At 71.2% G+C, this 20,764-nt stretch carries 20 protein-coding genes; 7 read left to right on the top strand and 13 right to left on the bottom strand.

From position 1 onward, the window contains the following. Positions 1-126: 126 nt before the first annotated feature. Positions 127-744 (bottom strand): GNAT family N-acetyltransferase, encoded by a 618-nt coding sequence (locus B0675_RS29025; RefSeq protein ID WP_081222568.1) that lies wholly within the window; start codon positions 742-744, stop codon positions 127-129. Between the two features lie 103 nt (positions 745-847). Here B0675_RS29025 and B0675_RS29020 point away from each other — a divergent pair, with 103 nt between their 5' ends. Continuing rightward, positions 848-1,606, top strand: coding sequence for a siderophore-interacting protein (locus B0675_RS29020; RefSeq protein ID WP_081222567.1), 759 nt, complete (start codon positions 848-850; stop codon positions 1,604-1,606). Between the two features lie 73 nt (positions 1,607-1,679). Here B0675_RS29020 and B0675_RS29015 read toward each other — a convergent pair whose 3' ends face one another. The 4 genes from B0675_RS29015 to katG form a co-directional block, all read right to left on the bottom strand. Next, positions 1,680-2,399, bottom strand: coding sequence for an FAD binding domain-containing protein (locus B0675_RS29015; protein WP_081222566.1), 720 nt, complete (start codon positions 2,397-2,399; stop codon positions 1,680-1,682). A 253-nt stretch (positions 2,400-2,652) separates the two neighbouring features. Then, complete coding sequence (locus B0675_RS29010) at positions 2,653-3,486, bottom strand: ATP-binding cassette domain-containing protein (protein WP_081222565.1); 834 nt, start codon at positions 3,484-3,486, stop codon at positions 2,653-2,655. 130 nt (positions 3,487-3,616) lie between these two features. Next, positions 3,617-5,017: a dihydrolipoyl dehydrogenase gene (gene lpdA, locus B0675_RS29005; protein ID WP_081222564.1), complete on the bottom strand. Its 1,401-nt coding sequence runs from the start codon at positions 5,015-5,017 to the stop codon at positions 3,617-3,619. A 188-nt stretch (positions 5,018-5,205) separates the two neighbouring features. Then, a complete protein-coding gene (gene katG, locus B0675_RS29000; protein ID WP_081222563.1) occupies positions 5,206-7,428 on the bottom strand; it encodes a catalase/peroxidase HPI in 2,223 nt (740 codons plus the stop codon). A 523-nt stretch (positions 7,429-7,951) separates the two neighbouring features. On the opposite strand from katG, the gene B0675_RS28995 reads away from it, so the two are divergent. Together B0675_RS28995 and B0675_RS28990 are read left to right on the top strand one after the other, a co-directional pair. Next, a complete protein-coding gene (locus tag B0675_RS28995) occupies positions 7,952-8,362 on the top strand; it encodes a Fur family transcriptional regulator (RefSeq protein WP_081222562.1) in 411 nt (136 codons plus the stop codon). Positions 8,363-8,408: 46 nt separating this feature from the next. Further along, positions 8,409-8,942: a GNAT family N-acetyltransferase gene (locus tag B0675_RS28990; protein WP_081222561.1), complete on the top strand. Its 534-nt coding sequence runs from the start codon at positions 8,409-8,411 to the stop codon at positions 8,940-8,942. Positions 8,943-8,948: 6 nt separating this feature from the next. Here B0675_RS28990 and ligA read toward each other — a convergent pair whose 3' ends face one another. Further along, a complete protein-coding gene (gene ligA / locus B0675_RS28985) occupies positions 8,949-11,045 on the bottom strand; it encodes an NAD-dependent DNA ligase LigA (protein ID WP_241540048.1) in 2,097 nt (698 codons plus the stop codon). Between the two features lie 166 nt (positions 11,046-11,211). Here ligA and B0675_RS28980 point away from each other — a divergent pair, with 166 nt between their 5' ends. Beyond that, positions 11,212-11,448, top strand: a complete 237-nt coding sequence (locus B0675_RS28980) for a hypothetical protein (protein ID WP_081222559.1) — start codon at positions 11,212-11,214, stop codon at positions 11,446-11,448. Next, on the top strand, positions 11,448-11,825 hold the full coding sequence (locus B0675_RS28975; protein WP_081222558.1) for a toxin Doc: 378 nt from the start codon (positions 11,448-11,450) through the stop codon (positions 11,823-11,825). Before B0675_RS28980 ends, B0675_RS28975 begins: the two co-directional genes overlap by 1 nt. Before the next feature lie 44 nt (positions 11,826-11,869). Here B0675_RS28975 and B0675_RS28970 read toward each other — a convergent pair whose 3' ends face one another. Together B0675_RS28970 and B0675_RS28965 are read right to left on the bottom strand one after the other, a co-directional pair. Continuing rightward, on the bottom strand, positions 11,870-12,292 hold the full coding sequence (locus B0675_RS28970) for a metalloregulator ArsR/SmtB family transcription factor (RefSeq protein ID WP_266853079.1): 423 nt from the start codon (positions 12,290-12,292) through the stop codon (positions 11,870-11,872). 200 nt (positions 12,293-12,492) lie between these two features. Beyond that, positions 12,493-12,867, bottom strand: coding sequence for a hypothetical protein (locus B0675_RS28965; protein ID WP_081222557.1), 375 nt, complete (start codon positions 12,865-12,867; stop codon positions 12,493-12,495). A gap of 308 nt (positions 12,868-13,175) precedes the next feature. On the opposite strand from B0675_RS28965, the gene B0675_RS28960 reads away from it, so the two are divergent. Then, the gene (locus B0675_RS28960; RefSeq protein ID WP_081222556.1) at positions 13,176-13,487 is read left to right on the top strand and encodes a helix-turn-helix transcriptional regulator; all 312 of its coding nucleotides are present in this window, start codon (positions 13,176-13,178) and stop codon (positions 13,485-13,487) included. Then, positions 13,484-15,130, top strand: coding sequence for a helix-turn-helix transcriptional regulator (locus tag B0675_RS28955; protein WP_081222555.1), 1,647 nt, complete (start codon positions 13,484-13,486; stop codon positions 15,128-15,130). The genes B0675_RS28960 and B0675_RS28955 overlap by 4 nt, the downstream gene beginning before the upstream one ends. A gap of 36 nt (positions 15,131-15,166) precedes the next feature. Here the strand turns inward: B0675_RS28955 and B0675_RS28950 are convergent, their stop codons facing one another. The 5 genes from B0675_RS28950 to glpK form a co-directional block, all read right to left on the bottom strand. Further along, complete coding sequence (locus B0675_RS28950; RefSeq protein ID WP_081222554.1) at positions 15,167-16,798, bottom strand: cation acetate symporter; 1,632 nt, start codon at positions 16,796-16,798, stop codon at positions 15,167-15,169. After that, on the bottom strand, positions 16,795-17,241 hold the full coding sequence (locus B0675_RS28945; protein WP_081222553.1) for a DUF485 domain-containing protein: 447 nt from the start codon (positions 17,239-17,241) through the stop codon (positions 16,795-16,797). The genes B0675_RS28950 and B0675_RS28945 overlap by 4 nt, the downstream gene beginning before the upstream one ends. A gap of 288 nt (positions 17,242-17,529) precedes the next feature. Next, positions 17,530-18,210: a hypothetical protein gene (locus tag B0675_RS28940; RefSeq protein WP_241540047.1), complete on the bottom strand. Its 681-nt coding sequence runs from the start codon at positions 18,208-18,210 to the stop codon at positions 17,530-17,532. Positions 18,211-18,488: 278 nt separating this feature from the next. Beyond that, positions 18,489-18,980: a peptidylprolyl isomerase gene (locus B0675_RS28935; protein WP_081222551.1), complete on the bottom strand. Its 492-nt coding sequence runs from the start codon at positions 18,978-18,980 to the stop codon at positions 18,489-18,491. 253 nt (positions 18,981-19,233) lie between these two features. After that, positions 19,234-20,751, bottom strand: a complete 1,518-nt coding sequence (gene glpK, locus B0675_RS28930; RefSeq protein WP_081222550.1) for a glycerol kinase GlpK — start codon at positions 20,749-20,751, stop codon at positions 19,234-19,236. Positions 20,752-20,764 lie beyond the last annotated feature (13 nt).

Below are 20,764 nucleotides of genomic sequence, written 5' to 3'. Positions count from 1 at the left end.
TACCCGCGCCTCCCGATCCGGGCTGGACGGTGAGCCCTGTTGAATTCCCTGCGTGGGCGCTGCGGCGCTGCGGCGGTACGGCTGGCGCCCGGCGCGACTCCGGAACCGACGGGTCGGCCTCGTACCTCAGGAGCCGTCGGGGAAGACGACCTCGCGCGGCAGGAAGGCCAACTGGGCGTGCTTCTGGGGGAGATGAACCTCCGGAAGGGCCACCTCGGGCAGGACGACCACGGGCCCGATCACGAACCCTTGTCTGAGCAGTCTGCCGATGGCCTTCTGGTTGCGGACGTCGGGATCGGTGACGACGCGTTGCCGGTCGAGCCCGCGCAGCACGTACGCGGCGATCACGGCGGACAGGGACGCCGTCCAGCCCGCGTGGCTCCCCTCCGGACCCGGGGGCGCCAGCAGCAGGTGGATGCCGATGTCCCCGGGGCGGGCCTCGTAGCACTCGCCGACGCGGTCCGCCTCCGGCTCGTAGGTCTGCAGCAGGGCGACCGGCTCACCGTCCTTCTCCACCATGAAGGCGTGGTGGGTCGTCAGCTCCTCCAACTCGCTGTAGATCGCCACGATCTGGTCCACCGTCAACTCGTTCATTCCCCAGAACGCGGCACGCTCCTGGCTCGCCCACGCGTGGATCGTCCCGCAGTCGACGGTGGGGTCGAGGGGCAGGACTCGGAAGACGCCGGCGCCGGGGACGTGCTCCTCGTGCACGAACGGGCGGGTGGGGGCGCATATGTCAGACATGGATCTCCTTGTGCGGGTCGGTCCGTCGCGACCGGAGGCGGCTCATATTAGGTTAGGCTTGCCTAAGATTTCCAAAAGATCGTTTTCGGAGGGGAGAGGGTGGATGGGGCAGCGACGTGGTTGGGAGGGTGCGGTCCTCAAACTGCTGAGGGCCAGGGACTTCGTCCTCACCGTGACGGACGTGGAGGACGTGGCACCGCTCTACCGGCGCCTGCGGGTCGCCGACGGGGGACTGCTCGCCGCGACCGGCGTCCACCCGACCATGTGGGTCCGCCTCTGGTTCGCCGATGCGGGGCGGCCTCATCAGCGGGCGTACACGCTGGTCGACCCGGACCCGGTGACGGGCACCTTCGCTCTCGAGTTCGCGCTGCACGAAGGGTGCGCCAGCGACTGGGCGCGCGGCGCGCGCCCCGGCGACACGATCGAGGCCACGGTCCAGGGGACGGACTTCGAGGAACCCGTCCCCGCGCCGTCACACCTCTTCGCCGTCGTCGACCCGGCCGCGCTGCCCGCCCTCAACTCCCTGCTCGGTGCGCTCGGTTCGGCGCCCGCGACGATCTGGTTCGAGGGGGACCCCGCCGGTCTCCCGTGTGCGGTCGACCCGGTCCGGCACGAGCTGCGTCCGGTGCCCCGCCTCGACGACGGCGCCCACCTCGTCGAGCGGGTGACGGCCGAGCTTCCCGACCTGCTCCGCGACGAGCCCGACCCCTATGTCTGGATCACCTGCGACACCACGACCACGCGGAACCTCGGGACCCACGTCCGCAGGGAGCTGAACGTGCCCCGCCGACGGGTGCACGCTCTCGGCTACTGGCGCGCAGCCCCGGTTCCCGCCACGGTAGGCGGCCCGGCAGGGGAGTAGCCCACGATCGTGAAGGCCCGGCCGGAACGCCGTCCCCGGACGCGCCTCCCGCCGGGCCTTCCTCGTGGATCCGTCACTCCGCGCCGCGGGCCAGCAGGTCGGTGGTGCGGCGGCTCATGATGTCCCAGGCGTCGGACGGCAGTTGGCCCAGATCGCCGTTGCGCAGTGTGCCGATGACGGCGTCCGCGTCCGTGTCGCACAGGATGCTGTCACCGAGCACCTCGTACCCGTCGCGCACGGCGACGCGCAGGAGGCGCCGTCCGTCGGCGGCGGGATGCAGGGCGGCGGCCACGACGAGGGGCGGCGCCCCGCCCGCAGCGCCCTCCGACTTGTGGTAGCTGCTGGCCGTCGGAGCGCTCCAGCGCAGGCCGAGCAGGAGGTGGCGCTTGGCGATGACCTCCGCCAGATCGGTCTCGCGGACCCCGTCCTGTTCCAGAATGACCGCGCGCGCGTCCAGGACGAGCGCCCCGGGCAGCAGGCAGCGCAACGAGCTGCCGACCAGATTGCCGCCGACGGTGGCCGTCCTGCGTACCGCCCCGGTGCCGACGGTGGCCGCGGCCCGGCGCAGCACCTCCGGCAGGCGGTCGTCGATCCGGTGCAGCACCACGGCCGCTCCCAGCGTCCCGTCCCCGATCGTGTTGGCCTCCGGGAGATCACGCAGTGACATCGCCAGCTCGGGGAAACCGTCCCGTTGCCAGCCGGCCCACACCAGCGTCGCGCCGCCTATCGGCACCGCCCCCTCGGCCATGCACTCCTGTGCTTCGGACACGGACGTGGGCAGTCGCAACAGCACGGCAGCCGACCTGCTTTCCTGGTGACTTGGCGGCGGGTGGGCGATGGCTCGGCCACATGACCCTCGACAGGCGCATTTTCGCCGCACGGCAGGGGGCGCGTACAGGGCTCACCCCGGTTCTTGATGCGCCCCCATTCGCACACACGCGCACGCGGGAGCCCTCGTCCGATCATGCCCATGAGCGCCGCCGCCACACACCGGCGGGACGATCCGCCGCGGCGACCGCTCCCGGCCGCGCGGTCGCAACGGTCCGTCAGCGGCCGCCGGGGCGACCGGAGTAGGCCGCCCAGCGCCCGTCGTGCCGGGCCACCGTGATGGGGCGGCCGAAGCAGCCGGTCAGCCAGGTGTCGGTCAGGGTCTCGTCCACGGAACCGCGGGCGAGGACGCGGCCCTCCCGCAGCAGCAGGGTGTGACTGACGGCCGGGGAGAGCTCCTCGAGATGGTGGGTCACCGTCACCGTCGCGAGGCCCGGACGACTCTCGGCCAGCCGCTGCATCGCGTCCACGAGATCCTCGCGGGACGGCAGGTCCAGTGCGTTGAACGGCTCGTCGAGAAGCAGCAGGGACGGGTCCGCCATCAGGGCCCTGGCGATCAGGACACGGGCCCGCTGCCCACCCGAACAGACACCGTACGGCCGGTCGGCCAGCTCCTTGATGTCCAGCTCGGCCAGCAGCTCGTCGGCACGCCGGCGCACCGCGTCGTCGTACTTCCGCCACAGCGGCTGAACCGTACCGGTGTGACCCGTCAGCACGACCGTGTGGGCGGTGACGTCCTGCGGCACCCGCTGCGCGGTGCTCACGTGGCCGATCCGGGCGCGCAGTTCCCGCACGTCGACACGGCCCAGCCGGAACCCGAGCACCTCGACGGTCCCGGTCGTCGGATGCATCAGGGCACCGAGGAGCCGCAGCAGCGTCGTCTTGCCCGCACCGTTGGCCCCGAGCAGCGCCCAGTGCTCACCGGACCGCACCGTCCAGTCGATCTCCGAAAGGATCACCTGACCCGTCGTGTGACGGTGCACGCTCACCTCGCGGAGCGCGACGACAGCCTCTCGGAGATCGGCTGATTCCTCGGTCGGCACCTCACCCATCACCGGGCTCTCCTCTGCGGTCGGCGTACCCCGCACACTAGATGCACCCGACACCTTGTTGTTCGCGCCGTCCGCCTCGTGGACAGGCGGCACGCGCCGGGGAGGGCGCCCGGGGAACGGCCGGCCGTCCTCACATGTTGATCATGTGCCCGGCCAGTCCGTGCACGGCCTCCTTGACCGCCTCGCCGAGCGTCGGATGCCCGTGCACATTGCGGGCGACCTCGTGGACGGTGAGGTCCCACTGCTGGGCGAGTGTCAACTCCGGCAGCAGTTCGGTGACTTCGGGGCCGATCAGGTGGGCGCCGAGGAGCTCTCCGTACCGTGCGTCGGAGAGGATCTTGACGAAGCCCGCGGTCTCGCCGAGGCCGTGCGCCTTGCCGTTCGCCGTGAACGGGAACTTCGCCACCTGGACGTCGAAGCCCCGCTCGCGGGCCTGCGCCTCGGTCCATCCGAAGCTGGCGATCTGCGGCTGACAGTAGGTGGCCCGCGGGATCATCACGTAGTCGAGTTCCATCGTCTCGGCGTCGGCGATCGCCTCGGCCGCCACGATGCCCATCGACTCGGCCGCGTGCGCGAGCATCAGCTTCGCCGTCACGTCCCCGATGGCGAAGATGTGCGGCACGTTCGTGCGGCCCCGGCCGTCGATGTCGATCGCGCCGCGCTCGGTCAGTTCGACCCCGGTGTTCTCCAGGCCGTAGCCCTCCACCCGGGGCTGGAACCCGATCGCCTGGAGCACCTTGCCGGCCTCCAGCGTCTGCCGCTGGCCGCCGGTGGTCACCATGACCTTGACCGCGTCACCGGAGTCGTCGATGGCCTCCACCCGGGTGGACGTCAGCACGTTGATGCCGAGCCGCTTGTAGCGCCGGGCCAGTTCGGCGGAGACCTCCTCGTCCTCCAGCGGGACGATCCGGTCGAGGAACTCGACCAGGGTGACCTCGACGCCGTAGTTGTGGAGCACGTACGCGAACTCGACGCCGATGGCGCCCGCCCCGGCGATGATGATGCTCTCCGGGAGGGTCTCCGACAGGATCTGCTCCTCGTACGTCACCACGCGCTCGCTCAGTGACGTTCCCGGGAGCAGCCGGGTGGTGGCGCCCGCGGCGATGACGCAGTGGTCGAACGTGACCGTCTCCGTGCCGCCGTCGGTGAGGGCGACCTGGAGGGTGTGGTCGTCCGAGAAGGTGCCGCGCCCGTCGAACTGGGTGATCTTGTTCTTCTTCATCAGGTAGTGGACGCCCTTGACGCGGCCGTCCGCCACCTTGCGGCTACGGGTGAAGGCGGGGCCGTAGTCGAAGGTCACCTCGCCGTCCACACGGATGCCGAACGTCTTGGCCTCCTGGGTGAAGATGTGGGCCAGTTCCGCGTTGCGCAGCAGCGCCTTCGACGGGATGCACCCCACGTTCAGGCACACACCGCCCCAGTACTTCTCCTCGACGACCGCCGTACTGAGTCCGAGCTGGGCCGCCCGGATCGCCGCGACATATCCACCCGGGCCGGCGCCCAGGACCACCACGTCAAAGTGTGCGCTCATGACGGCCAGCCTAGGGGGTGCCCCGCGACGGACGCCTGAGCGGCGGCTCCGCGCCCCCGCAGCCGCCGGCCCCCGCGGGCCGGACGCACGTCAGGGCCGGCCCCCGAAGGAGGCCGGCCCTGACGGCGGTCGTCAGTCGGCGGTCACCGGTCCGCGGACCGGTGACGCCAGACGTTCGGCCGCGGTCGTCAGACCAGGTCGAACCGGTCGAGGTTCATGACCTTGTCCCACGCGGAGACGAAGTCCTTCACGAACTTCTCCTTCGCGTCGTCGCTCGCGTAGACCTCGGCGAGCGCGCGCAGCTCGGAGTTCGAGCCGAAGACCAGGTCGGCACGCGTACCGGTCCACTTGACCTGCCCCGAGGCGTCGCGGGCCTCGAAGGTGGTCACGTCCTCGGACGTCGCCGTCCAGGTCGTGCCCAGGTCGAGCAGGTTGACGAAGAAGTCGTTCGTCAGCCTGCCCGGGGTCTCGGTCAGGACACCGTGCGCCGACTGTCCCTGCGTGGCACCGAGGGCGCGCAGGCCGCCGACGAGGACCGTCAGCTCCGGGGCGCTCAGGGTCAGCAGGTTCGCGCGGTCGAGCAGCAGGTACTCGGCCGGCAGGCGGTTGCCCTTGCCGAGGTAGTTGCGGAAACCGTCGGCGGTCGGCTCCAGCGCGGCGAACGACTCCGCGTCGGTGTGCTCGTCCGTCGCGTCGACCCGGCCCGGCGTGAAGGGCACCTGGACGTCGTGACCGGCGTCCTTGGCGGCCTTCTCGACGGCCGCGACGCCGCCGAGGACGATCAGGTCGGCCAGCGAGACGTGCTTGCCGCCGGCGTTGAACTCACGCTGGACGCCCTCCAGGGTGCGCAGCACCGAGGCCAGCTGGTCGGGGTCGTTGGCCGCCCAGCCGCGCTGCGGCTCCAGACGGATGCGCGCGCCGTTCGCGCCGCCGCGCTTGTCGCTGCCGCGGTACGTCGAGGCCGACGCCCACGCGGTGGAGACCAGCTCCGCCACGGTCAGGCCGGAGTCGAGGAGCTTCGCCTTGAGAGCGGTGACGTCCTCGGCGCCGATGGCCGCACCCTCCGCCTCGGGCAGCGGGTCCTGCCACAGCAGCGTCTCCTGCGGCACCTCGGCGCCGAGGTAGAGGGACTTCGGGCCCATGTCGCGGTGGGTCAGCTTGTACCAGGCGCGCGCGAAGGCGTCCGCGAACTCCGCCGGGTTCTCGTGGAAGCGTCGCGAGATGGGCTCGTAGATCGGGTCGAAGCGCAGCGACAGGTCCGTCGTGAGCATCGAGGGGGCGATCTTCTTCGACGCGTCGTGGGCGTCCGGGACGGTGCCCTCGCCCGCGCCGTCCTTCGGCTTCCACTGGTTGGCGCCGGCGGGGCTCTGGGTCAGCTCCCACTCGTAGCCGAAGAGGTTGTCGAAGAAGCCGTTGCTCCACTGCGTGGGCGTGGTGGTCCAGGTGACCTCCAGGCCGGAGGTGATCGCGTCCGCGCCCTTGCCGGTGCGGTAGCTGCTCTTCCAGCCGAGGCCCTGGGCCTCGATGGGGGCGGCCTCGGGGTCGTCGCCGACGTTGTCCGCCGGGCCGGCGCCGTGGGTCTTGCCGAAGGTGTGACCGCCCGCGATCAGGGCGACCGTCTCCTCGTCGTTCATCGCCATGCGGCGGAACGTCTCACGGATGTCGCGGGCCGCGGCGAGCGGGTCCGGGTTGCCGTTGGGGCCCTCGGGGTTGACGTAGATGAGGCCCATCTGGACGGCGCCGAGCGGGTTCTCCAGCTCGCGGTCGCCCGTGTAGCGCTCGTCGCCGAGCCAGGTGGTCTCCGGGCCCCAGTACACGTCCTCCTCGGACTCCCAGACGTCCTCGCGGCCGCCGGCGAAGCCGAAGGTGTCGAAGCCCATCTGCTCCAGGGCGACGTTGCCGGTGAGGATCATGAGGTCGGCCCAGGAGAGGCTCTGGCCGTACTTCTTCTTCACGGGCCACAGCAGACGGCGGGCCTTGTCGAGGTTGCCGTTGTCGGGCCAGCTGTTGAGCGGGGCGAAGCGCTGCTGGCCGGCACCGGCACCGCCGCGGCCGTCGCTGATGCGGTAGGTGCCCGCGCTGTGCCACGCCATACGGATCATGAAGGGGCCGTAGTGGCCGAAGTCGGCGGGCCACCAGTCCTGCGAGGTGGTGAGCACCTCGGCGATGTCCTGCTTCACGGCGGCCAGGTCGAGGCCCTGGAACGCGGCGGCGTAGTCGAACTGCTCACCCAGCGGGTTCGCCACGGCGGGGTTCTTCGCAAGGATCTTCAGGTTGAGGCGCTCCGGCCACCACTGACGGTTGCCGCCGCCCTGGGTCGGGTGCGCGGCGCGGCCGTGCGCGACGGGGCAGCCACCTCCGGCCTCTTCCGATTTCGGGTCTGTGACGATCGCATCGTGGTTCTCAGACATGGGAATCCTTCCGGACGGGGCGGATCTCGGTGCTCAGGAACTGAGGGGGGTTAAGCGTTGAGGGCGGAGGCCAGGGGAGGCGCGCCCGGAACCGTCGATGGGGCCGACGGGCAGGGCGTGCGGGTGGGACGGAGACGGACAGGGGGCCTCGCCGACCGCACGGCCGACGGTCGGGACGTTGCACACCCCGGGCGGCGGGCCGGCGGAACCGGTCCGGTGCGGGGCACGCGTCCTGCCGCGGCGAGCGGACGGAGGGCCGTGTGCGACGTGGGGCGGAGTGCGGCTTCGCGCCCTGGGCGGTCGTCACGTGCAGACCCGCGCCGCGCAGTCCCGCGACGGTGGTCCCGGCATGTCTGTCTCTCCTGCCCGTACTGGAGTCGTCCTGTCCCTTGGCTGGCGCCGAAACCGATCCTACGATGGACAGAGTCCAAGTCAAGAAGGACGCCAATCCCATATTCGATCGGATCCCGGATCCGCACCGATAAACTGCGGCATCCCACCGAACCCGAAAAGGTGAACCGACATGAGTGACCTGCTGGAGCGACTGCGCGGGCGTGGCTGGCGGATGACCTCGCAGCGGCGCGTCGTCGCCGAGGTCCTCGACGGCGATCATGTGCATCTCACTGCCGACGAGGTGCACGCGCGTGCGGCGGAGCGGCTGCCCGAGATCTCCCGCGCGACCGTCTACAACGCGCTGGGGGAACTGGTCTCCCTGGGAGAGGTCATCGAGGTCTCCACCGACGGCCGGGCCAAGCGCTACGACCCGAACGCGCACCACCCGCACCAGCACCTCGTGTGCTCGGGCTGCGGCACCGTCCGCGACGTGCACCCGACCGGGAACCCGCTGTCCGACCTTCCGGCGGCGGAGCGCTTCGGCTTCAGGGTGGCCGCCGTCGAGGTCACCTACCGGGGGCTGTGCCCTTCGTGCGCCTGAGGACCGCCTCTCGTGCCCGAGGCGACGGTTGCCTAGGCTTTCGCCCGTGAACGACAGCACGCACGACCTACGGATCCGGCCGGGCGGCCCGGGCGACGCGCCGGTCATCCTGGACATGCTCGACGCCGCGGTGGCCTGGATGAACAGCCGCGGGAACACCGAGCAGTGGGGCACCGTCCCGTACTCGCGCACGTCGGGCGGTGTGGAGCGGGTCCGGCGGTACACCACCGAGTACGCCCCCTACATCGCGGAGCTGGACGGCATCCCGGTCGGAACCCTGGTGCTGGACTCCGGGCCCAGTCCGCAGATGCCGATGATCAAGCCCGCGGACGAGCCCGAGCGGTATGTGCGCCTGCTCGTCTCCGACCGCCGGAACGCCGGCCGGGGCATCGGGGCGGCGCTGTTGTCCCATGCCGTCGAGGAGACCAGGCGGGCGGGCGTCTCCCTGCTCCGGGTCGACTGCTGGGCGGGCGGTGGAGGTGACCTGGTCGCCTACTACGAGCGCAACGGGTTCACCCCCACCGACAGCTTCCTCTCCGGTACCTGGCCGGGACAGGTGCTGGAACGACGGATCGGCTGACGGCCGCTACGCGTCGTCCCGGCTCAGATAGTCGGCGACCAGCGTCGCGAACTCCTCCGGGCCGGCGAGTCTGATCCCGAGGATCTCGGCCTTGGCACGCTTGGAACCCGCGCCCTCCCCGGCGACGACCAGGCTGGTCTTCTTCGAGACGCTGGAGGAGGAACGGCCGCCCGCGCGTTCCACGAGTTCGTTCATCTGGTTGCGGCTGAGCTTCTCCAGCGCGCCGGTCATCGCCCCCGTGACCACCACGGTCATCCCCGTCAGTGGTCCTCCGGCCTGCTCGGCGCCCTCCGCGCCCGGTTCCGCCTCGTCCGCCGCGACGGGCGGGGTGGCGCCCGGTTCGGCCATGTTGACCCCGGCGGCGGCGAGCTTGTCGATGAGCGGCGCCAGCTCGGCGAGTTCGGCGACGATGGACGGGGCCTTCTCCGTGCCGATGCCGTCCACCCGCCGCATCGCCTCCGCGTCCGCGGCGCGGACGTGCTCCATGGTGGCGAAGTACCGTGCGATCCGACGGGACATGGAGCGGCCCGTGCCCCGGACACCGAGCGCGCACAGCACCCGCGACAAGGGCCGGCCCTTGGCCGTCCCGATCGCCGCGAGGAGGTTGTCCGTGCTGGTCTCGCCCATGCGCTCCAGACCGAGCAGCTGCTCACGGGTCAGGGTGAACAGGTCCGCCAGATCGCCGACCAGGCCCGCGTCGACGAGCTGGACGACCCGGGTGTGGCCGAGCCCTTCGATGTCGAGCTGGTCGCGTCCCGCGGCGTACGAGAGGGCGGCGACCAGATGGCACATGCGGCCCTGCTCGCACCGCCAGCGCTGCTCACCGGTGTCGATGGCGGAGCCGCAGCGCGGGCACACCGCGGGGAAGACGATCGGTTGTTCGTCGCCCGTGCGCAGGTGGGCGACGGGCGCCTCGATGCGCGGGATGACGTCGCCCGCGCGGTGCACCATGACGTGGTCGCCCAGCCGCAGGTCGCGGCGGGTGATGTCGGCCGGGTTGTGCAGCGTGGCGTAGGTGATGGTCGAGCCGTCGATCTCGACCGGCTCCAGGACGGCGCGCGGGGCGATGATGCCGGTGCGGCCCACGTTCCATTCCACCTCCAGCAGGCGGGTGATCTTCTCGACGGCCGGCAGTTTGTAGGCGATCGCCCAGCGCGGTGCGCGGGTGCCCGATCCGGCGGCCCGCTGGTCCGCGGCCAGGTCCGCCTTGATGACGATCCCGTCGATCCCGAACGGCAGTTCAGCGCGCAGCGCCGCGATCTCCTGGACGCGGGCCAGGACCTCATCGGCCGTCGCGGCGGTGATCCCCGGAACGGCCGTGCCCGCCGTGGTGTTCACGCCGAGCTCGGCGGCCCGCCGCATCAGGTCGCTGTGCGCGAGGTCCTCCAGCTCCCCGGCTGTCGGGGCCTGCGTCGCGGCCGTCGGCAGCAGGCCGTACCCGAAGAACGTCATCGGGACGGTGTAGGCGCGGTCCTTGGCGCGCAGGGTGCCCGCCGCGGCGTTGCGCGGGTTCGCGAACGGCTGACCGCCGTGTGCGGTGCGCACCTCGTTGGCGTGCTCGAACTGGGCGGTGGTCATGAGGACTTCGCCCCGCGCCTCCACCGTGACCGGTTCGGTGAGCGCGTCCGGCAGGCCTTCGACGGTGCCGATCGCGTGCGAGACGTCCTCCCCGGCCGTCCCGTCCCCGCGGGTGATCAGCCGGGTGAGCCGGCCCTGCTCGTAGCGCGCCGCGATCGCGAGGCCGTCCAGTTTGGGTTCGACGCTGAACGCCTTTGCCTCGTGGCCGATGCGACGGGTCAGTGACGCGGTCCAGGCGGTGAACTCCTCCGGCGAGAACACGTTGTCCAGGCTCAGCATCGCCACCGTGTGCGGGACGTCCCCCTCGACGGCCCCGCCGGCCACCTTTCCGGTCGGCGAGTCCGGGAGCACCGCCTCCGGATGTGCCGCCTCCCAGACGGCGATCCCCCGCACCAGCCGGTCGTAGGCGTCGTCGTCCAGCACGGACGTGCCCCCCTCGTAGTAGGCGGCCGAGGCCTTGGTGGCGTCCTCGACGGCCTGCGCGTAGGCGACGGCGTCCACGATCACTGCAACAGGAGTTGTCATGCAGGTCATCCTGCCTGCCGCCACTGACAACGCCCCCTCGCGGAGCCCCCGTCCCGACTCCCGTCTTGGTGTCCGCAACCCGCCTCGCGGCTCTCGCGTGTGCCGCTCCGGCCTCCCGGGGGCACCGGCTCTCGCCCTCCAGGCACCTACTAGGTACCATCGGGTCATGCCGTCACTGAATGTGTCCTTCACCGAGGCCGAGCTCGAAGGCGTGCGGGCGGCCGCAGCGGCCGAGGGCAAGAGCCTGAAGCAGTACCTGCACGACCTCGGGGTGCGCGAGATGCAGCGCCGCCAGTTCGTCGCCGGTGCCACCGCGTGGGCCGACCGGCTGCGCGAGGAGTTCGACGAGGCGTTCCCCGACGAGGTGCCACCGTCCGAGCGCGACGGGGCCGCGGCAGCCTGATGCATCTCTACGTCGACGTCGCGTGGCTGCTCGACGTCCAGGAGGCCGCCCTCGACGACGAGGACATGTCCGTCTCGGACTATTCGGCGCTCGTCGCGGCCGTGGCCCGTCACCGGACCAAGCTGCCGACCCTCGCCTCGGCCGACCCGGACGCCGCCTGGCGCGCGGCCGCGCTGATGCACACCGTCGTCCGGCTGGAGCCGCGCCCGCACCGCAACAGCCTGTTCGCGGCGTTCGTCGCGGCGCAGTACATGGACCAGTCGGGCGAGGGCATCGACCCGCCGTACGGCGCGCTGTCCGACCTCGTGCGCAAGATCCGCGAAACGCGCCTGTCCATCGGTACGGTCGCCGATCAGCTGCGGTCCTGGAAGGTCTGAGGCCCGCACCGGGCGCCGTCACCGGCGCGTCCGGTGGACACCCGTCAGTGTCCGCGCACCGCGGGGGCCGGCCGGGGTGACGGGCTGGGCACCAGCGCCGTCGGGAGCGGTCCGGCCGGCAGTCCGGGGTCGCGGTCGGCCTGACGCAACTCGGCCAGCAACTCGGTCTGCCCGGAGAGCAGTTCGGTGAGGATGCGGCGGGCGGCGCGCAGCAGCTCGGCGACGTCTCCGCCGGCCAGCGCGTAACTGACGGTCGAGCCCTCGCGGATGGAGACCACGATCCCCGAGCGGCGCAGTACGGCCAACTGCTGGGACAGGTTGGACGGTTCGATCTCTATCTCGCTCAGCAGGTCGCGCACCGATACGGGACCACTCTGCAGCAGCTCCAGGACCCGGATACGCACGGGGTGCCCGAGCATGCGGAAGAACTCGGCCTTGGCCTGGTAGAGGGGAACCTGCCTGGTCAATCGTTCGCTCCCTGCCGCCTCGGACGGGTTGCTTCTCCCGCTGGCGCGGCGGCTGTTCACGCGCCGCCACGCGCGGTGACGTACGGACCGATCCTCGCGGCTCCGCCTCCGCACACCCAGGGGATTGACCTGATCTGGATGTACCCAATTGAAGAAGTCTTCAAGTCGTGGGCGTGCGGAGGCGCGGAGAGGTCCGCCGGCTAGACCTCCAGCTCCGCCTCGATGCGGGCGAGCTTGTGGCGGGCCATGGCGAGGTTGGAGGTCCCCTTGTTGAGCACGAGGTACAGGAACAGACCATTGCCCTCACGGCCCTTGACCGGCCGGATCACGTGGTACTGGTTCTCCAGCGTGATCAGTACGTCCTCGATCTCGCTCTTGAGACCGAGGTGCTCCATCGTCCGCATCTTCGCCCTGATCACGTCGGTGTTGCCCGCCGCCGCGATGTTCAGGTCGAGGTCGTTGCCGCCCCCCAGCGTTCCCAGCGCCATGCCGCTCGTGTAGTCGACGAGAGCGGCGCCCAGCGCGCCTTCGATCGACGTCATCGTCTCCTTGAGGGAGACCTCCACATTCGCCATCCCGATGTCCCCTCCTGGTCACCGCGCGGCCGGGGGATTTCCGGCCTCGTCGGTGCTCCGGACCCTACGGACCGTCTCCGGTGGCCAGCCGAGTTCTTTCGGGACTGGCGGAAGGAGCACCGAAACGACTTCCTCCGCACCCTCCGTTGATCGAATCCGACCGATGAGTGAGAGCTGATGGCCGAGTGCGGGGAGTGAGTCGGACGAGAGCGGCTTTGGGCGGGTGGGCGCCGGGTTCCTCTCGGTCTCTTGATCCAGACATGCTCATTACGTATAGGGCATGGGATGTGAGTGTTAGATTCCACGGTATGCGGATGACCTTGGCGGAGCGGGTCCGGTCGGCGGTGGCCACGCTCCTGCACGCGACCGGCGAGTCGCAGACCGACCTCGCCACGGCGCTGGGCGTGAGCCAGGCCCAGGTGAGCCGCCGTCAGTCCGGCACGGCCGCGTGGAGCCTGGACGACTGCGACGCCGTGGCCGCCCACTTCGGCATCGACGTGCTGGACCTGCTGTCCGGACCGACGCGGGCCTCCGAGGCGCTGCCCGAGGGCCGCCGCCGGTCCCCGGGCCGGCGTCCCGCCGTGGTCCGCCCCCTGGCGCGGGAGGAATCGACGCGATGACGGATTTCGAGACGATCGACGCCCTGCTCGCCGCCGCCCGGCAGGAGGTTCCGCTGCCCGGCACCGAGGAGCGCAGGGCCCTGCGGGAGGGCGTGAACCTCTCCCGTGCCCAGGTGGCCAGGGCGCTCGGGGTCGGCCCGTCCACGGTCGGCGGCTGGGAGGCCGGACGGGACCCGAGCGGCGAGGTCCGCGAGAAGTACGCGTACTTCCTCGAGGGAGCGCGCGCCAAACTCCTGGACCGGGCCGCGCAGGACGAGGGAACCGACGACGTGACGCCCCAGGACACGGAGACCGGCCCCGGCGGCTCGCGGGACGAGCCTGGCACCGGAGACGACGGAGGCGCGGAACAAGGAGCGGCCGACGATCCCGCCGATGATGTCGAGGCACTCCCGCAGCCGCGTCCCTGCGTGCTCTGCGGGCAGCCGGCCGGACACCAGGTCGCCGGATTCCCCCAGCACCTCGACCCCGCCGAGTGCGGGGCGCCCGCAGCGTCACCGCAGCCGCAGCCGCAGCCGCAGCCGCAGCCGCAGCCGCAGCCGCAGCCGCAGCCGCGTCCCGTCACGGCGGAGCGGACGGCCGCGCGGACGCCGCGCGAACAGCCGGCCGGCCGGGGCGTCCCCGGGCGTCCGGCGAGGCCGACCAGGGTGGTGCCGGTCGGCCGACGCGCGCAGGCCGCCGACGCACCCGGCGCGATCGGCAGGACCGTGGCGGCCGAACTCGCCGCCGCGACCGGCGATGTGGAGGCGGCCACCGCAGCGCTGGTGAAGCGGGCCATCCCGGACGCGATGGCGCTGCTCGACGAGACGCGCAAAGGCGGCCGCTACGACGTGGTGGCCCATCCCTGGATCCCCGACGTCCTGCGCAAGCAGAGCGCTCGGGGCGCCGACCACATCTGGGAGGCCCGGCCCAGGTGGACCCGGGGTGAACTCCCGCCCGGGGCGCACGAGGTCACCGCGCTCGACGTCAACGGGGCCTATCTGTCGGCGCTCAAGACCCATCTCCCGATCGGACAGTTGGAGCACTCGACGTCACCGGAGCACGACCGTCGCCGCGCCGGCGTGCATCTGATCACGCCTCCCGCGTGGGCCCACGACGCGGTCCTGCCGAACCCGCTCGGCAACCGCGACGAACCGGGCCCGCTGTGGGTCACCGAACCCACACTGCGCCTGCTGCTGCGTCTCTCGGGACCGGCGTACGGCCTGTGCGATCCCCCCGAGATCCACGAGTCGTTCACCTCGGGCGCGACCGAGGGCCTGCTGGAGAAGTTCCGCGTCGCGCTCAAGGACGCCCGGGACCGGGCGATCGCCGAGGACGACGGGGTGACGCTGGAGTACGTGAAGGCGATGTACTCCAAGTTCGTCTCCACGATGGGGGAGTCGAACTACAACCGGGAGCTCTACCGGCCCGACTGGATGCACCTCATCCGCTCGCAGGCCTTCGCGAACCTGTGGATGAAGGCGTACCGGGCCTATGACGAGGGCCTCATGGTGGTCCGGGCGATGGGCACCGACGAACTGCACGTCATCGGTGACTGGCGCGCGGTGTTCCCCGAGGGCCGCGGCGTCACGGAGGTGAAGGTCAAGGACACCTACGCGATCGGCGCGGACGGGGACCCGGGCGGGCTGTCGTACCGAGAGGTCTGAGGATTCTGGTCCCCGTCGGCCGGCCCGCCACGCCGGTCACCCGCCGTCCGCCCGCGTGGGCGCCGCCTTCCGCCGGGGGCCCGCGAGGATCAGACTCTCGACCCCCTCGTACACCTGGCGCTCCCGGTCCGCGGCGCGGCGGCCGGAGAGCATGCTGCCCAGCCAGCCGAAGGCGAAGCCCAGCGGGATGGACACCAGGCCGGTCGTGGTGAAGGGGAACCAGTTGAAGTCCGCCGCGGGAAAGGCGGCCGTGGGGGAGCCCGACACCAGGCGGGTGCCCGGCATCAGGACCAGAACGGCGAGCGTGCCGCCGATGAGCGTGCTGAGCAGCCCGGCGCGGGTGAAGCGGCGCCAGAAGAGGCTGTAGACGAGGGCGGGGGCGATCGCCGAGGCGCCCACGCAGAACGACATGGTGGCGAGCGGCTGCAGACTCCGGTGCTGGACGAGGACCGCGAGCGCGATCACCGGTGCGCCGACGACCAGGGCGGAGCCGCGCGCGATGGCCGTCTCGCGCTGCGGGGACAGTGTGGCCTTCCGTCCCGCGAAGACGTCGTGGGCCAGCGAGTTGGCACAGGCGAGCGTCATTCCGGCGACGGACGCGAGCAGGGTGAGGAAGATCGCCGTCGTGACCGTCGTGAACACCAGGGTCTCGGCCCGCGACACCACGGGGCCGAACGCGGCGCGGGAGCCGAGGAGATACGCCGTGTGCCCCCGCGGGTCCGCGGCGGCGATGTGGGACCGGCCGATCAGAGCCGTCGCACCGATGCCGATGACACTGGCGACCATCACGAACAGGGCGACCGACGACACCGCCCACGACATCGAACGCCGCACCTGCCGGGCGCTGTTCGCGGTGAACATGCGCATCGTCACGTGCGGCAGACAGGCACCGCCCATGACGATGGCGAACTGCGTACTGATCATGTCGAGCCGGGGATGGGGGCCACCGGCGAACTGGAGCCCGCCGTGCAGGAACGCGTGCGGCGCGCCGCTGCGCTTCGCCGCCGCGTTGAACAACGCGCCCGGATCCCAGTAAAACTGATCGAGCATCAGGACGGCGACCACGATCCCGGAGCCGAGGAGCACCACCATCTTCAGGAGCTGTATCAACGCCGTGCCGCGCATCCCGCCGATCGCCGCGTAGGTGATCATCAGGGTGCCGACGCCCACGATGCAGCCGGTCTTCATGGAACTGTCGGAGAAGCCCAGGATGAAGGCCAGCAACTGCCCCGTGCTGGCGAGCTGGACGAGCATCATCGGGACGAGGGCGGCGATCGTGACGGCGCACGCCGTGATGCGCACGGCCCGTCCGGGCATGCGCCGCGCGAGCACGTCGCCCATCGTGAACTTGCCCGTGTTCCGCAGGGGTTCGGCCAGCAGGAACATCAGCACCAGCAGCGACAGCAGCGTGCTGAGGGCGAGGACGACACCGTCGTAGCCGCACAGGGCGATCACTCCGCCCACGGTCAGCACGGTCGCGGCCGAGATGTAGTCGCCGGCGATGGCGAGACCGTTGCGCAGCGGGGACAGCGAGCGGTATCCGGTGTAGAACTCGGCGAGGTCGTCGCTGTCGGGGCCGGTGAGCACGCACAGCAGCAGGGTCACCGTGACGGCGATGCTGAAGGCGACGAGGGACCAGGACTGGGTGGCGCCCGTGAAGGGGCTCATCGCTCCCGCTCCTGCTCGCCGCCGGCCCAGGGGACGCTGCGGTTCACACGGCGGGCGAGCGGGTCGACATAGCGGCGGGCGGTGCCTTCGTAGAGCAGCACGGCGAGCCAGGTGGCGGGTATCTGGGAGAGGGCGAGGAGCAGGCCCACGGAGAGACCGCCGACGGCCGGCCGGTCCATCAGGCCGGGGGCGCCCGCGGAGAGTCCCAGGAACAGGGTGAAGTAGCCGAGGACCGCGAACGTGGTCACCCGCCGCTGCCTGCGGTAGGCGCGCCGCAGGATGCGCAGATCGCGGTGGTGCCCGGTCCAGGCGCGGGGTAACGCCGCGTCGCGCAGGGGCTGTTCACCGGTGTCCGGGACGAGACGGACAGGGATGGTGGCGTCGTCTTCGTGCTGTCCGTGGAGCTGTCGCGCGGGGCGGGCGGCGGAACTGTCGTACGACATGCCGGTCTCCTCGTGGGGGTGCGGGCCCGGCGTACATGGGCCGCGGAACGGGTGGGCGCGGCTCGGGTCCTCGCACGCTATTCGGCCCGTCGGCCAGTGCGAAGGGCTTTCCTTCAAGTACCTGGTCGGACTACGTCCATGCGGCTGACCTCGACTGTTGTCGATGAAACCGCTGTGGTCCGAGGTCTGTGAGTGAGTGTTGAGGCGTCCCGGCGGATGCCTTCCGCGGCGGCGGAGCGTGGGCCGGGGGAGGAGCCCGCGCGAGTCGGCGGGGACGCTGGCGCGCCCTCACGGGGACTCGCCCAGTTCGTGCAACGGGGTGCCGTGGGCCCACCGTGCGAGACAGGAACCGTCGATGAGACGAACACCGCCCTGCCGACGTGCCCACTGGACGTCCCGGCGGCTGAAGGCGCCACGGTGCACCACCAGCCGGAGCGGGGCGCCGGCCGGGTCCGTGCGCCCGGGACGCGTGGACGTGGGCGGGTCCTCGTCGGGCAGCGGCTCGGCCACGGGCCGGAACGCCACCTCGACACGCTGCCCCAGGCCGTCCCGCGCGCGGACACGCGGACGGTCCTGGACCCGTGGCGCGGGGAGCACCCGCCAGCCGTCGCGGCGCAGCATCCGTGACACGGCCAGGGCCAGTCCCTGGGCGTCCAGCTCCGCGAGTTCCTCGGCGGTGTAGAAACCGAGCCGCCGCCGGGCCAGTGGCCGGTGCCGGCGCACCAGGGCCGGGCCGAGAACGACGAGGAGGGCCAGGGCGCCGAGGGGTACGGCGGCGCCGGCCACGCGGTAACCCACGGCCAGTCCGGCCGCGACCGCGCAGAGGACGACGACGACTCCGGCCAGCGCGGGCAGCACCTCGCGCAGCCCGGGACCGTAGCGCCCCTCCGCCCGCAGCCGCCGGATCGTCGAGCGTCGCCGTGCCCGTCCCGACAGGCTCTTCCCGGGTGTTCTCCCCCTCGATGTCACTCGGGCCAGCTCCCCCCAACCCTCGCGCGCCTCGGCGTCTGGCTAGGGCTACCCACCGGAGGGGGTCCGACCGTGCGGAGGACGAGATCCGGCCACCAATCAGGCCGAACTCTTTCCAGTCGGGGAGCTCAGGGGATGGGGACCGTCGCCTGAGGCGTGCGTGCTGCTCGGGGTACCGGCCGCGGAGCTCCCGGGCCGAGGACGCCCGAAGGGGGCGGTGGTGATACCACCGCCCCCTTCGGCACTCGTCCGTGGGTGACCCCAGGTCGCCGGACCGCTCAGACGGTGCCGGAGTCGGAGATGACGAGCTTCTTCTTCGTGTCTCCGGACTGGCTGCCGAGCTCCTCGATCGCCTTGACGACGTCCATGCCCTCGACGACCTCGCCGAAGACGACGTGCTTGTTGTCCAGCCAGTCGGTGACGATCGTGGTGATGAAGAACTGCGAGCCGTTGGTGTTCGGACCCGCGTTGGCCATCGACAGCTGACCCGGCTTGGTGTGCTTCAGCGTGAAGTTCTCGTCGGCGAACTTCTCACCGTAGATGCTCTTGCCGCCGGTGCCGTTCTGGCGGGTGAAGTCGCCGCCCTGGAGCATGAAGCCCGGGATGACCCGGTGGAACGGCGAGCCCTTGTAGCCGTAGCCGTGCGCGCCGGTGGCCAGCTCACGGAAGTTCCGGGCCGTCTTCGGGACGACGTCGTCGAAGAGTTTGAACTCGATACGGCCCAGCGGTTCGCCGTCGGCCGTGACCTCGAAAAAGACGTTCTCGCTCATTGCTCTGCTCCTCTGAATGACAAATGGTCGTCCCCGAGCATAGAGAGCCCGCGGCGGTGGGGGCGTGACCGGGGGTGATCATTCGGTACATGGCCCGTTTTCGCCGGGCGTCCCGCCGGGCGTGGACCGGGCGCCGGGCGGCACCGGGAATTCCCGGTGAGGGAGGCCCGGCGCAGCGTTCAGCCCCTGACGTGAAACGCGTCAGGGGCTGAACCTCGCGACCCTGCATGAGGCGCGGGACCGGCCGGCGGATCTACTCGACCTTCGCCCAGTCGAGCGTGCGCTCCACCGCCTTCTTCCAGCCCGCGTACCCTTCCTGGCGCTGATCCTCGGACCACTGGGGCTCCCAGCGCTTGGACTCCTGCCAGTGGGTGCGCAGCTCGTCCGTGTCGGCCCAGAACCCGGTGGCCAGGCCCGCCGCGTACGCGGCGCCGAGCGCGGTGGTCTCGGCGACCACGGGCCGGCTGACCGGTACGCCGAGCACGTCGGCCTGGATCTGCATGCACAGGTCGTTGGCGGTCACGCCGCCGTCGACCTTCAGCACGTCGAGGTGCACCCCGGAGTCCTGCTCCATGGCCTCGACGACGTCGCGGCTCTGGTAGCAGATGGCTTCCAGGGTCGCCCGGGCCAGGTGGCCGCTGTCGTTGTAGCGGGCGAGGCCCACGATCGCTCCCCGGGCGTCGGAGCGCCAGTAGGGGGCGAACAGGCCCGAGAACGCCGGAACGAAGTACATCCCGCCGTTGTCCTCGACGGTGCGGGCGAGCGTCTCGCTCTCGGCCGCGTCGCTGATGATCTTCATCTGGTCGCGCAGCCACTGCACGGCCGAGCCGGTGACCGCGATCGACCCCTCCAGGGCGTAGACCGCGGGGCTGTCACCGAACTGGTAGGCCACGGTGGTCAGCAGGCCGTGTTCCGAACGGACCAGCTCCGTACCGGTGTTGAGGACCAGGAAGTTGCCGGTGCCGTAGGTGTTCTTGGCCTCGCCGGGGGCGTAGCAGACCTGTCCGACGGTGGCCGCCTGCTGGTCGCCGAGCACGCCCGCGATGGGGATGGACGCCCGCAGCGGCCGGGAGGTCCGCGTCGTGCCGTAGGCCTCGGCGGAGGAGGACGGGTTGATGCTGGGCAGCATGGCCCGCGGGATCCCGAAGAACCCCAGCAACTCGTCGTCCCAGTCCAGCGTTTCCAGGTCCATGAGCATGGTGCGGCTGGCGTTGGTCACGTCGGTGGCGTGGATGCCGCCGTCGGGGCCGCCCGTCAGATTCCACAGGACCCAGGCGTCGGTGTTGCCGAAGATGGCGTTGCCCTGCTCCGCCGCCTCGCGGACGCCGTCGACGTTCTCCAGGATCCACTGGATCTTGCCGCCGGAGAAGTACGTCGCCGGAGGCAGGCCCGCCTTGCGCCGGATGACGTCGCCCTTGCCGGAGCGGTCGAGGGCGGCGGCTATGGAGTCGGTGCGGGTGTCCTGCCAGACGATGGCGTTGTAGTACGGACGTCCGTTGCGCGGGTCCCACACGACAGTGGTCTCGCGCTGGTTGGTGATGCCGATCGCCGCCAGGTCCTCGGCGGAGAGGCCGCCGTGCCGCAGGGCGTTCTGGATCACCGAGTTGGTGCGTTCCCAGATCTCCACCGGGTCGTGCTCGACCCATCCGGAGCGCGGGAGGATCTGTGCGTGTTCCAGCTGATGCTTCGCCACCTCGTTGCCGGCGTGGTCGAAGATCATGAATCGGGTGCTGGTGGTGCCTTGGTCCACCGCGCCCACGAAGTCAGCCATGGAGTGCCGCCTC

This window comes from Streptomyces sp. M41(2017) (assembly GCF_002078175.1).
Lineage (GTDB): Bacteria > Actinomycetota > Actinomycetes > Streptomycetales > Streptomycetaceae > Streptomyces.
This window is presented reverse-complemented; position numbering and strand designations above follow the sequence as displayed.